This is a genomic window from Paracoccus haematequi, assembly GCF_900631945.1.
GTDB lineage: Bacteria > Pseudomonadota > Alphaproteobacteria > Rhodobacterales > Rhodobacteraceae > Paracoccus > Paracoccus haematequi_A.
Genome location: NZ_UZWE01000062.1, coordinates 62,587 through 77,783 on the forward strand (window position 1 = coordinate 62,587; position 15,197 = coordinate 77,783).

The window sequence follows — 15,197 nt, forward strand, 5'->3', positions numbered from 1 at the left end:
GATGAGCGACACCCACGCCCAGACCGTGCCCTTTGTCCGCGACACCATGCTGCCTCCGTCCGATCCCCCGGCGCGCGAGGCCGGCGCGATTCACTGGCTGCGGCAGAACCTGTTCTCGGGTCCGGTGAACACGGTGCTGACGATCATCGGCGTGTTGATCGTCTGGTTCCTGGTCAGCCATTTCTGGGACTGGTTCGCCCATTCCGTCTGGAACGCGAACAGCCTGTCCGAATGCCGCCAGATCATCGCCGAAACCTGGGGCGAGGGCGCGCGGGGCGCCTGCTGGGCGGTGATCCGCGAACGCTGGAACCAGTATGTCTATGGCTTCTATCCGCCCGCGCTGTACTGGCGCCCGACCATGGCCTTTGGCCTGCTGTTCCTGGCGCTGGCGCCGGTTCTGTTTTCCGAATCGCCCGGCATCCGCCGCATCGTGCTGGGGCTGGCGACGGTTCTGACGCTGTGGCTGATGGTCACCCTGAACGCCCCCGCCGCCTGGCTGGTCTTTGCCGCCGTCATGCTGATCGGCGGGCTGGCGGTGTCCGAACGGCATGTGTCCTGGCTGCTGATCTTTTCGGTCCTCTATCCGCTGATGGGGGTCTGGTTCCTGTGGGGCGGCTCGGCCTGGGGACCGATCATGGTGCTGGCCGGTCCGCTGCTGGGCTGGATCGCCTGGCTGGCCTTGGGCAGGGTGTCGGGCCTGCTGGCGACGGTCGTGGCATTGGTCGTGCCGCTGGTCTGGTGGTATTTCTACGCGGGCGAGGCCGCGTCGGACGCGGAAAGCCTGGTCTCGCTGGCGATCCCGGCGGTGGCCTCGGATCGGTTCGGGGGGTTCCTGTTGTCGATCACCATCGGCGTCGCGGGCATCGCCATGTCGCTGCCCCTGGGCATCGTGCTGGCGCTGGCGCGGCGTTCGGACATGTTCCTGGTCAAGTCGCTGGCGGTGATCTTCATCGAGTTCATCCGGGGCGTGCCGCTGATCGCGCTGCTGTTCGTGGCATCCCTGCTGCTGAACTATTTCCTGCCGCCGACCGTGACCTTCGACATCATCCTGCGCGTCATCATCATGGTCACGCTGTTCTCGGCCGCCTACATGGCCGAGGTGATCCGAGGCGGCCTGGCCGCCCTGCCCAAGGGCCAGTACGAGGCCGCCGACGCCCTGGGCCTGGATTACTGGAAGGCGCAGCGGCTGATCGTGCTGCCCCAGGCGCTGAAGATCAGCATCCCCGGCATCGTGTCCACCTTCATCGGCATGTTCAAGGACACCACCCTGGTGACCTTCGTGGGCCTTTACGACCCGCTGAAATCCATGTCCGACGCGGTGCGCGCCAGCACCAGCTGGAAAGGCATCTATTGGGAGCCGTATATCTTCGTCGGCTTCATCTTCTTTCTGATCTGCTTCGGCATGTCGCGTTATTCGATGTATCTCGAACGCCGGCTGGCCCGCGGCCACAGGTAAGGACACCGCCCATGAGCGACACCACCACCCGCCCCATCGACCGCACCCAGATGCAGGTCAGCGACGAGGTCGCGATCGACATCCGCAACATGAACAAATGGTATGGATCGTTCCATGTCCTGCGCGACATCGATCTGACCGTGCATCGGGGAGAGCGGATCGTCATCGCCGGGCCGTCCGGTTCCGGCAAATCGACGCTGATCCGCTGCATCAACCGGCTTGAGGAACACCAGTCCGGCCATATCGTCGTGGACGGGATCGAACTGACCAACGACATCAAGAACATCGACAAGGTGCGGTCCGAAGTCGGCATGGTGTTCCAGCATTTCAACCTGTTCCCGCATCTGACGGTTCTGGAAAACTGCACCCTGGCGCCGATCTGGGTCCGCAAGGTGCCCCGCCGCCAGGCCGAGGAGACGGCGATGCGTTTCCTGGAAAAGGTGAAGATCCCCGAACAGGCGAACAAGTATCCGGGCCAGTTGTCCGGCGGTCAGCAGCAGCGCGTCGCCATCGCCCGGTCGTTGTGCATGCAGCCCAAGATCATGCTTTTCGACGAGCCAACGTCCGCCCTTGACCCCGAGATGATCAAGGAAGTCCTGGACACGATGATCGAGCTGGCCGAGGAAGGCATGACCATGCTGTGCGTCACGCACGAGATGGGCTTCGCCCAGGCCGTTGCCAACCGGGTGATCTTCATGGACCAGGGCCAGATCGTCGAACAGAACGAACCGCGGGAATTCTTCAACAATCCGAAATCCGAGCGGACCAAGCTGTTCCTGTCGCAGATCCTGGGACATTGAAGAAAGGCCGGGGGACTTCACGTCCCCCCGCCCCCCTGTGGGATACTTGAACACAGAAGATAAAGCAGAATCAGTTGCGTCCGTCCAAGCGCACGAAATCCATGACGCTGCCTTGGCCGGGTTCGACCTGGGCCCAATCGTCCACCTGGAAATCGACCACCAGCGTCGCTCCGGTCGGATAGCGGCGGAAATCGGGATCCATCGGCAGGCGCGCGGGCAGAAGCGCCGCCAGTTCCGAAATACCGGGATTGTGGCCCAGCATCATCACCGTGGGCTGGGTCGCGGTCTTCAGGATCGACAGCATCTTTTCCGGCCCGGCCTGGTACAGCCCGGCCTCGATCCGCAGCAGCGGGCGGACCTCCAGGGGGGCGCTGGCGATCATCGCCCAGGTTTCCTGGGTTCTGGCGGCCGAGGAACACAGCACTTCTTCAGGCTCGTATCCGCGCGAGGCCATCCAGTCGCCAAGCGCCAGGGCCGAGCGGCGGCCCCGGTCATTCAGCGGGCGGTCGTGATCGGCCAGGTTCGGATCATCCCAGGCCGATTTGGCGTGGCGGGTCAGGATCAGCCGTCGATGTCCAAGCGGTGTCATAAGCGATCTGCCCCCCATGTGCCTGTTCTGGGCGCAGCCTGCCACAGGCGCTGCGCCTTCGGCAAGGCAGGCCGTGGATTTACAGGGATGCCTCGCCCTGGCGCAGCCCACGCGGACGGGTGCTGGGCGGGGTCGACCGGATCAGGCTGCCCGCGCCGTGTTCGGTGAAGAGTTCCAGCAGACTGGCATTCGGAACCCGCCCGTCCAGGATTACCACGGCACGCACCCCGTCCTCCAACGCCTTCAGCGCGGTTTCGGTCTTGGGAATCATGCCGCCCGCGATGGTGCCGTCGGCAATCATGGCGCGCACCTGGTCGGGGTGAAGCTGGGTCAGAACCTGGCCGTTCTTGTCCTTGACGCCCGCCACGTCGGTCAAGAGAAGCAGCCGGTCGGCGCGCAGCGCGCCGGCGATGGCGCCCGCCGCCGTGTCGCCGTTGACGTTGAAGGTCTCGTTGTCGGCCATGCCGGTCGCGACCGGGGCGATCACCGGGATCATGCCCGCCTTGTAGAGGTCGCGGATGATCTGGACGTTCATCTCGACCGGGCGGCCGACGAAGCCCAGTTCGGGGTCGTCGGCCTCGCAGACCATCAGGTCGTCGTCCTTGCCGCTGATCCCCACCGCGCGGCCGCCCGCGTCGTTGATCGCCTGGACGATGCGCTTGTTGACCAGGCCGGACAGGACCATTTCCACCACCTCGACCGTTTCCTTGGTGGTGACGCGCTTGCCGCGCACGAATGTGCTTTCGATGCCCAGCTTGGCCAGCAGTTCGTTGATCATCGGCCCGCCGCCATGGCAGACGACCGGATTCATGCCGACCTGTTTCATCAGCACGATGTCGCGGGCGAATTCCGCCATCGCGTCGTCGTCGCCCATGGCGTTGCCGCCGAACTTCACCACCACGACCGCCCCGGAATAGCGTTGCAGATAGGGCAGGGCCTCGGAAAGGGTTCTGGCGGTGGCGGTCCAATCCCGGTTCATGTCTTGCGTTCTCATCCTTGAAGGCCCCTGTCTGACGGGCGGACCCTAGGACGCAACGGCGGATCAGTCCAGACGTTCAGTCCAGGCCCGCGATGATGGCGCGCAGCGTGGCGATGCCCTGGCCCTTGTCCGACGATGTGACGACGATCTGCGGAAAGGCGGCCGGATGCCTTTGCAATTCGGCCTCGACCTGGGAGATGACCGGCTGGATCGCGTTCGGTCCCAGCTTGTCGGCTTTGGTCAGCACCGCCTGGAAGGGCACGGCGGATTTGTCCAGCAGGGTCATGATCTCGTGATCGACGGGTTTCACGCCGTGGCGCGAATCGATCAGGCAGAAGGCGCGGCGCAGGGTCGGGCGGCCCGCCAGATAGTTCTTCAGCAGCGCCTGCCATTTGGCGACCACGGCGACCGGCGCCTTGGCGAAGCCGTAGCCGGGCAGGTCGACCAGATAGCTGCGGTCGCCCAGGGTGAAATAGTTGATCTCTTGCGTCCGGCCCGGCGTGTTCGAGGCCCGCGCGATCCCCTTGCGGCCGGTCAGCGCGTTGATCAGGCTGGACTTGCCCACATTGCTGCGCCCCGCGAAGCAGACCTCGGGACGGTCGGCGGGGGGCAGGCCGTCCATGGCGACCACGCCTTTGAGGAAATCGACAGGCCCGGCGAACAGCAGGCGCGCGGCCTCGGCGGTGTCGGCATCCGGTTCGGGGGCGACGGGAAAGGCGACCTTCATGCCGCCACCGCGTCGCCCAGGGCGATCTCTCCGCCGGTCACGACCTCGGCGAAGATGCCGAAATCGGTATGGCCGTAAAGGCGTTCCAGCGTTGCCAGCATGTCGATGTCGCGTTCCCCGCTGTCCGTATTGGCCGTGGTGGCGTCGCAGCGGCCGATCTGGTCGGTGACGCGCAGCTCTACGCTGCCGATGCGGATGACGTGGCCGATCAGATCACGTTCAGCCCAAGGCGCCCAGCCGTCCACCCACAGGTTGCCGCGCCAGCGGTGGATGCCCAGGGGCTGGCCGGTGCGGGCTTCCAGATCGGCTAGGCTCGCCAGCGACAGGATCGAGATCCACGGCCATTTCTGGTCGGTCCAGATGCCCGCGCCGCGCACCAGGCGGGTGGGGGCGGGGGCATCGGCGGGCCACAGCGGCCGCAACCAGTCGACCAGGCGGTCGCCCTCGGTTTCGGGGTCGATTACCAGATCGGCTTGGGTCGGCTGGCGCAGCACCAGTCGTCCGTCGGCCCAGCCGCCGCTGATCGCCTGGACCTGCGGCGATTGCACGCCGCGCACGAAGCAGGATTTCGGCAGCCAGCGGTCAGGTTCGCCGCCCGTCTGGCTGGCCTGGGCGTTGCGTTCGCCCGCCTGCGTCAGCACCGCCCATTCCCGGTCGCCCGGCAGGCGGCGCGCGGCGGCCAGGGTCACGCGGTCCAGCCCCTCGCCGCCGACCGACTTGATCGGGTGGCGGCGGATATGGGCCAGACGCGCGGTCACTTGCTGTCCTTGCGCGGCCGCGACGGCAGCGAGGACTTGATGTTGCCGAACAGGTCGGGCCGGTGGCCGTGCATCGACATGATCGTGTATTGCTGCACGCAGGTGATCAGGTTGTTGGTGATCCAGTACAGCACCAGCCCCGATGCGAAGCCGCCCAGCATGAACATGAAGATCCACGGCATCCAGGCGAAGATCATCTTCTGCGCCGGATCCGCCGGGGCCGGGTTCAGGCGCTGCTGGATCCACATGCTGATGCCCAGCACGATCGCCAGCGCGGGCAGCGACAGCGAATGCAGCAGCGTGCCCTGGGCCGGCGGCGCAAAGGGCAGCAGCCCGAACAGGTTCAGCAGCGAGGACGGATCGGGCGCGGCAAGGTCGCGGATCCAGCCCACCCAAGGGGCATGGCGCAATTCGATGGTGACGAAGATCACCTTGTACAGCGCGAAGAAGATCGGGATTTGCAGCAGCACCGGCAGGCAGCCCGCGGCGGGGTTCACCTTCTCGCGCTTGTAGAGCTCCATCATCTCTTTCTGGAACTTCATGCGGTCGTCGCCGGTGCGGTTCTTCAGTTCCTCCATCTGCGGCTGCAATTCCTTCATCTTCGCCATCGAGATGTAGGATTTGCGCGCCAGCGGGAAGACCAGCATCTTCAGCACGAAGGTCAGCGCGATGATCGACCAGCCCATGTTGCCGATCATGCCGTGCAGCCAGTGCAGCAGGCGGAAGATCGGCTTGGTCAGGAAATAGAACCAGCCCCAGTCGATGGAATCCACGAAGCCCTGGATGCCGGGGCTTTCCTGATAGGCGTTGATGGTTTCCCAGACCTTCGCGCCCGCGAACAGATAGCTGTCGGCATTGACTTGGGTGCCCGGCTGGACGGTCTGCATCGGATAGCGGGCTTCGGTCTGATAGATGCCCGCGCCTTCCGCATATTTCACGACCGAGGTGAAGGCCTGGCCCGGCGCCGGGGCCAGCGTGGTCATCCAGTATTTGTCGGTGAAGCCGATCCAGCCGTTCGCCTGGACCTGGGTCACTTCGGCGCGGCCTTCGCGGTCCACCGGGTCCAGTTCGGCGATCTTGTTGTATTTCAGTTCGATCAGCGTGCCGTCATGCATCCCGACCGCGCCTTCGTGCAGCACGAAGAAGTTCTGCGTATCCGGGCGGCCGTGGCGGGCGATGATGCCATAGGGCGCGGCGGTGAAGGCGGCGTCGCCGTTGTTCTGCAAGGCGTGGCTGACGGTGAACAGATAGTTGTCGTCGACCGAGAAGGTGCGCCGGAAGATCTGGCCCGCGCCGTTGTCCCAGGCCAGCGTGACCGGCTGTCCGGGGGCCAGCGTCTCGCCCGATTCCACCGACCAGATGGTCGAGGGGCCGGGAACAAGCGCCGGATCGACGCCCGGTCCGGGGGTCCAGCCATAGACGGCGTAATAGGGTTTGGCCGCGCCCGTCTGGATCGCCTCGGTGGGCGATGAGGGCGAAAGCAGGCGGACATTGGGCGAACTATCGTCCAGCGTCTCGCGATAGCGGGTCAGCAGCAGATCGTCGATGCGCCCGCCCAGAAGCGAGATCGACCCCGACAGCGACGGCGTCTGGATCTGGACCCGGCCCGCCTGGGGGGCGGCATCGGCGGGGGCCGCGCCCAGGTCGGCGGGCAGGGTGCTGCTTTCGGGATTGGCCAGCGGCACGTCCTGGGTCTGGGTTTCCACCGCGACCGGCTGTTCCGTCTGGACCGGAGGCTCGGGCGCGAAGACCGTGTACCAAACCAGGATCACCAGGAACGACAGCACCGTCGCCAGGATCAGATTGCGGTTGTTGTCTTGCATGCTTACAGCCTCATCGCGTCCGTCGCGCCGCTTCAACAGAAGGGGCGCTTAAAGGTCAAGCGGAATTGGGTCCGCGCAGGGGGTGGGGTCAGTCCCGCAGCCGGGGAACGTCGCCCTTGGGCGGGGCAGGATCGCCGGGGAACAGGCCCGCGAAATCGAACAGTTTCGGATCCAGCAGATGCGAGGGGCGCACGTTCATCAGCGCCCGGAACATCACCTGGCGGCGGCCGGGCGTCCGCGCCTCCCATTCATCCAGCAGGCGTTTCACCTGCACACGCTGCAAGCCCTCCTGGCTGCCGCACAGATCGCAAGGGATGATCGGATAGTTCATCGCCCGCGAAAACCGCTCGCAATCCGCCTCGGCCACATAGGCCAGCGGGCGCAGCACGGTCAGGTCGCCGTCCTCGTTCAACAGCTTGGGCGGCATCGTCGCCAGCCTGCCGCCGTGGAACAGGTTCATGAAAAAGGTTTCCAGGATGTCGTCGCGATGATGGCCCAGAACGACCGCCGAACAGCCTTCCTCGCGCGCGATGCGATACAGGTTGCCCCGGCGCAGGCGCGAACACAGCGAACACATCGTGCCCCCCGGCGCGATCTTGTCGGTGACGATGGAATAGGTGTCCTGGTATTCGATCCGATGCGCCACGCCGCGCTCGGTCAGGAATTTCGGCAGGACGGTGGCCGGAAAGTTCGGCTGTCCCTGGTCCAGGTTGCAGGCCAGCAGATCGACCGGCAGCAACCCGCGCCACTTCAATTCGTGCAGAACCGCCAGCAGGGTATAGCTGTCCTTGCCGCCCGACAGGCAGACCAGCCAGCGGTCGCCGGGGCGGATCATGCCGTAATCCTCGATCGCCTGGCGGGTCTCGCGGACCAGACGCTTGCGCAGCTTGCGGAATTCGGTGGATGACGGCGCGCCCGCGAACAGCGGGTGAATCTCGGTCAGGTCGTCAGTGTCGTCCAGCATCGGTGTGCCTTTCGTGGTCGGGATCGGCGCCGGGCACCGGATCATAGCCCGACCCGCCCCAGGGATGACAGCGCCCGATCCGGCGCGCGGCCAGCCAGCCCCCGCGCAGCGCGCCATGGCGGGCCAACGCATCCAGGGCATAGGCCGAACAGGTCGGCTGGAACCGGCAGCCATGCCCCACCCAGGGCGAGGCGACCAGCCGGTAGGCCCGCACCGGCAGCGCCAGCAGATGGGCCAGCGGCGTCACGGGTGGATCTTTCGCAGCGCGCCCGCCAGATCGCGGCACAGGGCGGCGAAATCGCGGCTGACGGTGGCCTCGGGGCGGCCCACCAGCACATAGTCCCAGCCCGGCCGCGCACCTTGCGGCAGATGCAGCCGGGCGATTTCCCGCAGCCGGCGCTTGGCGCGGTTGCGCATCACCGCATTGCCGATCTTCTTGGAACAGGTGAAGCCCACGCGGAACTGATCGCCATCGCCCCGGTCACGGGCTTGCAGCAGAAAGCCCGGCGTTCCTTGGCGCAGCGCCCGCGACGCGGCCAGGAAATCGGCGCGCTTGGCGATGACGGCGGGCATGGACAGCCGGGGCGCGGTCATGCGAAATGCCGCCGTGCCGTCATCCGGGGGTCGCGCATCGGCAACGGGATGGGGCAGGGGCGGCATGTCGTAGGCCCTCTTGTTCGGCGGGACGGACCCGCCGCAAGGGATCAGGCCGACAGGCGCTTGCGGCCCTTGGCGCGGCGGGCGTTCAGCACGCGACGGCCGCCGCTGGTGGCCATGCGGGCGCGGAAGCCGTGGCGGCGCGCACGAACGAGGTTCGACGGTTGAAAGGTGCGCTTCATGGTGCGTCTCCGAGGTCTTGTCTTGCGGGTGGCGGGTCTTGCGGGCGGCAGGCGCGGAATGGCAACATTCCACCCTGCGCGCGAACGCGCCGGTTGTTCGAAGCCCGCTGGATAGATCAGACCGCCTGCCCCGTCAACCTGTAAGGCGGTCATCAGGCGGAAACTGCTTTATCCAGCGGCCGGAACCTGCGACAGATCACATTCGTTTGATGTGCAAACCCCGCCCGCCGGGCTGAAACACGCGCAAGACCTGGCGCTGACGATCAAGATTACATGCAACTGAATACGATCTCTGGCCGATTCGCCGCGCTGACGATCATCTTCGTCATGCTGGCCGAAGTGCTGATCCTGGTTCCGGCCCTGGCCAGCTTCCGGCTGGACTATCTCGAATCGCGGCTGGAGCGGGGCCAGATCGCCAGCCTTGCCGTGCTGGCATCGGACAAGTCCCTAGCCGACGAACTGGAGGCCGAACTGTTGCAGAGCGCCGGGCTGCTGAACGTCGTGCTGCGCCGCGACGACATCCGCCAGCTGGTCCTGTCGTCGCGCATCCCCAGTCCGGTCGTCCAGACCTATGACCTGCGCGAGGACGGCCTGGTCCAGACCATCGACGACGCCCTGGGCACGCTGCTGAACCGCCGGAACGAGGTGATCCGCGTCATCGGCGCGCCGGTCAACCAAGCGGGCCAGCTGATCGAGATCACGATGGAAACCGCCCCCCTGCGCACCAGCATGATCGAGTTCGGCATCCGCCTGCTGCTGCTGTCGGCCGCCTTCTCGATCCTGACGGCGATCCTGCTGAACGTGGCGGTGCAGCGGCTGGTCCTGGTGCCGATCCGCCGCGTGATCAGCCACATGGTGTCCTATGCCGAGGCGCCCGAGGATGCCCGCCACATCATCACCCCCGATGCCCGCCTGATCGAGCTTCGCGACGCCGAAACCGCGCTTCAGACCTTGCAGAAGACCGTCACGTCGTCGCTGAAGCAAAAGGAACGGATGGCGCAGCTGGGCCAGGCGGTCGCCAAGATCAGCCACGACCTGCGCAACATCCTGACCACCGCGCAGATCTTCGCCGACCGGCTGGAGGACAGCGGCGATCCCAAGGTCAAGCGCGCCGCGCCGAAGCTGGTGAACTCGATCAGCCGCGCGGTGAACCTGTGCGAGACGACCCTGGCCTTCGGCAAGGCCGAGGAGCCCGCGCCCACGCTGTCGCGGTTCAACCTCGCGCAGCTCGCGACCGAGGTGGTCGAGGCCGAGACCCTGGCCAGCGGCGACGGCCCGCGGGTCGAGTTCCTGTGCGACATCCCGCCCAGCCTGACGATCCGCGCCGACCGCGACCAGTTGTATCGCGTGCTGGCGAACCTGGCCCGAAACGCCCGCCAGGCGATCGAGGGCACCGGCCAGCCCGGCACGGTCGAGATCGGTGCGGGCGAGACGGACAGCGACTGGTGGATCCGCGTGGGCGACACCGGCCCCGGTCTGCCGGAGAAGGCGCGGGAATACCTGTTCAAGCCCTTCGCGGGCAGCGCCCGCAAGGGTGGCACCGGCCTGGGCCTGACCATCGCGGCCGATCTGGTGCGCGGCCATGGCGGACGGCTGGATCTGGTGCGCAGCGATGCCGAGGGCAGCGAATTCATGATCCACATCCCGCGCGACATGGCCATCCTTCCCGCGCGGCAGATGGCCGGGGGCCGATAAAATCGGGCCGCCGGCGTTTTTTCCGCCGCGCCCCCTTGCATCCCGCAAAGGGGGCGGCTACATGACCGCCCTACGACGGACCCGTAGCTCAGCTGGATAGAGCACCAGACTACGAATCTGGGGGTCGGGCGTTCGAATCGCTCCGGGTCCGCCATTTGAAACAAGGGCTTAGGCATCGCTGCCTTGGCCTTTTTTTCTTTTTCTCAATACTGTATTCACAGACATCCGTCCCGCGCGAAAATTGTCGATTCATCTCGCGAGGCGTGGAGCAAAACATAAACATACATCTGCCGCCGTCATGTATGTCTGTTCATGTCCTGCGGCCTCTGGCGCCTGTGATACAGATGCCGGATCGTCGGAAGATCCGTGGCAGGTCAGAGATCGACTAGGACCAGCCGGTGCGGATGCCTGGGCTGGCCGACAGCAGCGACCTGTGAGCGCGCTTGTCGGGCGAATTGAAGCCCCTGTCGGGGTCGAACGATCTGCCCGCGCCCTGTCGGATCGCCCCCAGATCCATTCGCGCGATGTCAGGTTGATCCCGAAATCGCCGGATTTCCATTGAGGATCAAATGTTCAGAATGGCGGTCTTGGGCGACTGGCGGGGAATGATTCCTGAAAGTCTAAAAAATATGACGTAATCTAAGTTGCCTGACGGGCCGCTTCCTAGGAAACGGCTCATCAGGTTGGTCGGGGTCTCGCCTCAGAAGATTCCCGTCAGATACAGGATGATGATGACGATCACGGGCACGCCCAGCCACCAGGCGACAAGACCTTTCATGAGAACCTCCTTCGGATGTTGTGCAGTTGAAGGGCTAACGTGGGGTTATTCTTTCAGTTCCGCCCGGCCTTCATGGCGGCGGCTTCGTGGGCTATAGCGGCAGGGTCGTGCTGTCTGGAAAGCCATGTCCTATCGCGCTCTTGCCCATGTCGTCGAAGCCTCTCTTCGCCTGCGCGCCCTGGCGGGCGGGGCCGAGGCGCTGCGGCAGCGGCTGGCCCTGGATGCCGTGGCGCCCGCCGATATCTGGGTCCACGGCGCATCGGTCGGGGAACTGACCTCGGCCCGGCCGGTCATCGCGGCCCTGGCGCAGACGCATCGGGTGCTGGTGACGGCCAACAGCACCACGGGGCGGGACCGGGCCGCGGGCTGGGGGCTGCCCGCGCGCCTGGCGCCGCTGGATGTGCCGGGGGCGCTGGCGCGGTTCCTGGACCGGGTGCGGCCCCGATTGCAGGTGACGGTCGAATCCGAATTCTGGCCGCTGCGGTCGCAGGCCCTGGCGGCGCGCGCCATTCCCCAGGCGGTGATCGGCGCGCGGCTGTCGCAGCGTTCCGCCGCGCGATGGGCGCGCCTGCCGGGGTTGATCGGCCCGACCCTGCGGCGGCTTGCCGCCCTGTCCGCGCAGGATCCCGACAGCGAATCGTGGCTGCGCGGATTGGGGCTGCCCGCCGCCTCCATCCTGCCGCCGCTGGACCTGAAGCTGCTGACCCCGGCCGGGATCGTGCCGCCCCCGCCCGGACCCGACCGAGACCGGACGTTGCTGGCGGCCTCGACCCATGAGGGAGAGGAGGCGGCGGTTCTGGACGCCTGGGCGCAGGCGCGGCGGCATCGCCCCGACCTGCGGCTGATCCTGGCCATCCGCCATCCGCCGCGCGGCGATGCGGTGGCGGCTCTGCTGGCGCAGCGCGGCCTGGCCTTCGAGCGGCGATCCCAGGGCGGGACGGGGGGCGCGGTGCTGCTGGCCGACACACTGGGCGAAATGGACCGCTGGTATGCGGCGGCGGGGATCTGCTTTGTGGGCGGATCGCTGACCGACCGGGGCGGGCATACGCCCTGGGAACCCGCCGCCCATGGCTGCGCGATCCTGCACGGCCCGCATGTCGGCAATTTCCGCGATGCCTATGCCGCCCTGGACGATGCGGGCGGGGCATGGTCCGTCGATGCGGCCGGACTGGCCGATCAGGCGGCGCGGCTGGCGGAGGATTCGGCGCAGGCCCGCCGGATGGGGCGGGCGGCCCGCGCGGTGCTGGATGGGCGCGCGGGCGATCCGGCGGCCCTGATCGCGCATCTGCGGGAACTTGCGGGACGGCCGCGCCGACCCGATATAGGCAGGGAAGGGGAAAGGTTCGACCGATGATCCGCTATGCTTTGCGCTGCGACCAGGGCCATGATTTCGACGGCTGGTTCCGTTCGTCCGACGCGTTCGAGACGACTCGGGCGGCCGGTCATGTCGCCTGCACGCATTGCGGATCGGCCAAGGTCGAAAAGACCCTGATGGCGCCCTCGGTCGCCGCCAAGCCCTCGGAACCGGCCCTTGGCCCTGCCGAGGCCGCCCTGCGCGCCTTGCGCCAGCAGGTCGAGGCGAACAGCGATTACGTCGGCCTGAAATTCGTCGACGAGGCGCGGGCCATGCACGAAGGCCGCGCCCCCAGCCGCGCGATCCATGGCGAGGCGAAGATCGAGGATGCGCGCAAGCTGATCGAGGACGGGGTGCCGGTGGCGCCCTTGCCCTTCATTCCCCGACAGAAGGCGAACTGATGACGATCCTTGTGACGGGCGCCGGCCGGGGTATCGGCCATGCGCTGGCCTTGGCGTATGAAACGGCGGGACAGCGCGTCATCCGCGCCAACCGCAACCCGGTGGGCGATCAATGGCGGCTGGACGTGACGCGGCCCGCCGATTTCGATGCGCTGCGGGACCGGCTGGAGGGCGAGAGCCTTGACCTGCTGGTCTGCAACGCCGGGATTTATAACGACGAGGCGTCGGCGGATGCCCAGCGGACCGCCGAACTCTGGGCTCGGACTTTCGCGGTCAACGTCACCGGCGCCTTCCTGACAGTGCAGGCCTGCCTGCCCGCCTTGCGGCGCGGTGGGGGCAAGATCGCGCTGATCGGCAGCGCCATGGGGTCGGATCAGCGCGCGCCGGGCGGATCCTATGCCTATCGCGCCAGCAAGGCTGCGCTGCTGAATCTGGGCCGCAATCTGGCGGCCGATCTGGACCTGCCGGTGGGCATCTATCACCCCGGCTGGGTCAGGACCGACACGGGCGGGGCGGGGGCCGAGATCGACGTGCGGCAATCGGTAGCGGGGCTGATGCAGCGCTTTGCCGAGCTGGACACGGACAGCAGCGGCTGTTTCCTGGCCTTCGACGGCAGTTCCGTGCCGTTCTGACCCGCTGCGGTTTTCCGCCGCCTTTTTCCGCCCTTGCGGTTTCGCCCCCCCGCCCATAAAAGCCGCGCCGAACAGGCAACCCCAGGTCGGAGACCCCGCGATGCCGCTTCTGGTGATGAAATTTGGCGGAACCTCCGTGGCCGATCTTGACCGGATCAAGAACGCCGCCACCAAGGTCCAGCGAGAGGTCGAGCGCGGCTATGACGTGATCGTCATCGTCAGCGCCATGTCGGGCAAGACCAACGAACTGGTGGGCTGGGTCGAGCAGACCTCGCCGCTGTTCGACGCGCGTGAATACGATGCCGTCGTCAGCTCGGGCGAGAACGTGACCGCCGGGCTGATGGCGCTGACCTTGCAGGAAATGGGCGTGCCCGCGCGGTCCTGGCAGGGCTGGCAGGTGCCGATCAACACCACCGCGCAGCATTCCGCCGCGCGTTTCGTGGACATTCCGCGCGCCAATATCGACCAGAAATTCGCCGAGGGCTTCAAGGTCGCCGTGGTCGCGGGCTTCCAGGGGCTTGGCCCCGACGGGCGCATCACCACGCTGGGCCGGGGCGGGTCGGATACCACCGCCGTGGCCTTCGCCGCCGCCTTCGGGGCCGAACGCTGCGACATCTATACCGATGTGGACGGCGTCTATACGACCGACCCGCGCATCACCAGCAAGGCCCGCAAGCTGAACAAGATCGCCTTCGAGGAGATGCTGGAACTGGCCTCGCTGGGCGCCAAGGTGCTGCAAACCCGATCGGTCGAGCTTGCGATGCGCTACAAGGTGCGGCTGCGCGTGCTATCCTCGTTCGAGGACACGGACGAAAATTCGGGCACCCTGATCTGTGCCGAGGAGGAAATCATGGAATCCAAAGTCGTCAACGGCGTCGCCTCGTCCCGCGACGAGGCCAAGATCACCCTGGTCACGGTCGAGGATCGCCCCGGCATTTCCGCCGCCATCTTCGCGCCCCTGGCGGATGCCGGCGTGAACGTCGACATGATCGTCCAGAACATTTCCGAAAAGGATTACGAGGATCACCCCGGTTCGGTGACCGACATGACCTTCTCGGTGCCGATCAACCAGGTCGAACGCGCCAAGCGCGCCATGGAAGAGGCGAAGGCTGCGGGCCACATCGCCTATGACGAACTGGTCGTCGATACCGAGGTCGCCAAGGTCTCGGTCGTGGGGATCGGGATGCGCAGCCATGCGGGCGTTGCCGCGAAGATGTTCAAGGCGCTTGCCGATGAAAACGTCAACATCAAGGTCATCGCCACCAGCGAGATCAAGATTTCGGTGCTGATCGACCGCAAATATATGGAATTGGCGGTGCAGGCGCTGCATGATGCCTTTGGCCTGGAAGCGGCCTGATATCTTCGCCACGGCGTGCCGGACGGCATCTGCGGGCAAAAGCAA

The 15,197-nt window shown here is 66.4% G+C and carries 16 protein-coding genes and 1 tRNA gene; 8 read left to right on the plus strand and 9 right to left on the minus strand.

The window, feature by feature from the left end; genetic code table 11:
• Nucleotide 1: 1 nt before the first annotated feature.
• Nucleotides 2-1,456: an amino acid ABC transporter permease gene (locus tag PARHAE_RS18510; protein WP_126156028.1), complete on the plus strand. Its 1,455-nt coding sequence runs from the start codon at nt 2-4 to the stop codon at nt 1,454-1,456.
• Nucleotides 1,457-1,467: 11 nt separating this feature from the next.
• A complete protein-coding gene (locus PARHAE_RS18515) occupies nt 1,468-2,256 on the plus strand; it encodes an amino acid ABC transporter ATP-binding protein (RefSeq protein ID WP_126156029.1) in 789 nt (262 codons plus the stop codon).
• A 70-nt stretch (nt 2,257-2,326) separates the two neighbouring features.
• Here PARHAE_RS18515 and PARHAE_RS18520 read toward each other — a convergent pair whose 3' ends face one another.
• The 9 genes from PARHAE_RS18520 to rpmH all read right to left on the minus strand — a co-directional run bounded on the left by PARHAE_RS18520 (nt 2,327) and on the right by rpmH (nt 8,935).
• On the minus strand, nt 2,327-2,845 hold the full coding sequence (locus PARHAE_RS18520) for a SixA phosphatase family protein (protein ID WP_126156030.1): 519 nt from the start codon (nt 2,843-2,845) through the stop codon (nt 2,327-2,329).
• A gap of 79 nt (nt 2,846-2,924) precedes the next feature.
• A complete protein-coding gene (gene argB, locus PARHAE_RS18525; protein WP_164555313.1) occupies nt 2,925-3,824 on the minus strand; it encodes an acetylglutamate kinase in 900 nt (299 codons plus the stop codon).
• 76 nt (nt 3,825-3,900) lie between these two features.
• Nucleotides 3,901-4,551 carry a ribosome biogenesis GTP-binding protein YihA/YsxC gene (gene yihA, locus PARHAE_RS18530; protein WP_126156032.1) on the minus strand — a complete coding sequence of 217 codons (651 nt, stop codon included), beginning with the start codon at nt 4,549-4,551 and terminating at the stop codon, nt 3,901-3,903.
• Complete coding sequence (locus PARHAE_RS18535) at nt 4,548-5,309, minus strand: MOSC domain-containing protein (protein ID WP_126156033.1); 762 nt, start codon at nt 5,307-5,309, stop codon at nt 4,548-4,550. The genes yihA and PARHAE_RS18535 overlap by 4 nt, the downstream gene beginning before the upstream one ends.
• Complete coding sequence (gene yidC, locus PARHAE_RS18540) at nt 5,306-7,132, minus strand: membrane protein insertase YidC (RefSeq protein ID WP_126156034.1); 1,827 nt, start codon at nt 7,130-7,132, stop codon at nt 5,306-5,308. Before yidC ends, PARHAE_RS18535 begins: the two co-directional genes overlap by 4 nt.
• A gap of 88 nt (nt 7,133-7,220) precedes the next feature.
• Nucleotides 7,221-8,096 (minus strand): tRNA 2-thiocytidine(32) synthetase TtcA, encoded by an 876-nt coding sequence (gene ttcA, locus PARHAE_RS18545; RefSeq protein WP_126156035.1) that lies wholly within the window; start codon nt 8,094-8,096, stop codon nt 7,221-7,223.
• Nucleotides 8,080-8,343, minus strand: coding sequence for a membrane protein insertion efficiency factor YidD (gene yidD / locus PARHAE_RS18550; RefSeq protein WP_126156036.1), 264 nt, complete (start codon nt 8,341-8,343; stop codon nt 8,080-8,082). The genes ttcA and yidD overlap by 17 nt, the downstream gene beginning before the upstream one ends.
• Entirely contained in the window at nt 8,340-8,690 is a 351-nt protein-coding gene (rnpA, locus tag PARHAE_RS18555; protein ID WP_126156054.1) for a ribonuclease P protein component, read from the minus strand. The genes yidD and rnpA overlap by 4 nt, the downstream gene beginning before the upstream one ends.
• Before the next feature lie 110 nt (nt 8,691-8,800).
• Nucleotides 8,801-8,935 (minus strand): 50S ribosomal protein L34, encoded by a 135-nt coding sequence (rpmH, locus tag PARHAE_RS18560; RefSeq protein WP_126156037.1) that lies wholly within the window; start codon nt 8,933-8,935, stop codon nt 8,801-8,803.
• 273 nt (nt 8,936-9,208) lie between these two features.
• Here rpmH and PARHAE_RS18565 point away from each other — a divergent pair, with 273 nt between their 5' ends.
• From PARHAE_RS18565 to PARHAE_RS18590, 6 genes are all read left to right on the plus strand, one after another.
• Complete coding sequence (locus PARHAE_RS18565; RefSeq protein WP_126156038.1) at nt 9,209-10,630, plus strand: sensor histidine kinase; 1,422 nt, start codon at nt 9,209-9,211, stop codon at nt 10,628-10,630.
• Nucleotides 10,631-10,707: 77 nt separating this feature from the next.
• Nucleotides 10,708-10,784 (plus strand) — tRNA-Arg (locus tag PARHAE_RS18570).
• A gap of 748 nt (nt 10,785-11,532) precedes the next feature.
• Complete coding sequence (locus PARHAE_RS18575) at nt 11,533-12,762, plus strand: 3-deoxy-D-manno-octulosonic acid transferase (protein ID WP_126156039.1); 1,230 nt, start codon at nt 11,533-11,535, stop codon at nt 12,760-12,762.
• Nucleotides 12,759-13,163 carry a DUF1178 family protein gene (locus PARHAE_RS18580; protein ID WP_126156040.1) on the plus strand — a complete coding sequence of 135 codons (405 nt, stop codon included), beginning with the start codon at nt 12,759-12,761 and terminating at the stop codon, nt 13,161-13,163. Before PARHAE_RS18575 ends, PARHAE_RS18580 begins: the two co-directional genes overlap by 4 nt.
• Complete coding sequence (locus PARHAE_RS18585) at nt 13,163-13,795, plus strand: SDR family NAD(P)-dependent oxidoreductase (protein ID WP_126156041.1); 633 nt, start codon at nt 13,163-13,165, stop codon at nt 13,793-13,795. The genes PARHAE_RS18580 and PARHAE_RS18585 overlap by 1 nt, the downstream gene beginning before the upstream one ends.
• Before the next feature lie 100 nt (nt 13,796-13,895).
• The gene (locus tag PARHAE_RS18590; RefSeq protein ID WP_126156042.1) at nt 13,896-15,152 is read left to right on the plus strand and encodes an aspartate kinase; all 1,257 of its coding nucleotides are present in this window, start codon (nt 13,896-13,898) and stop codon (nt 15,150-15,152) included.
• The last annotated feature ends 45 nt before the right edge of the window (nt 15,153-15,197 follow it).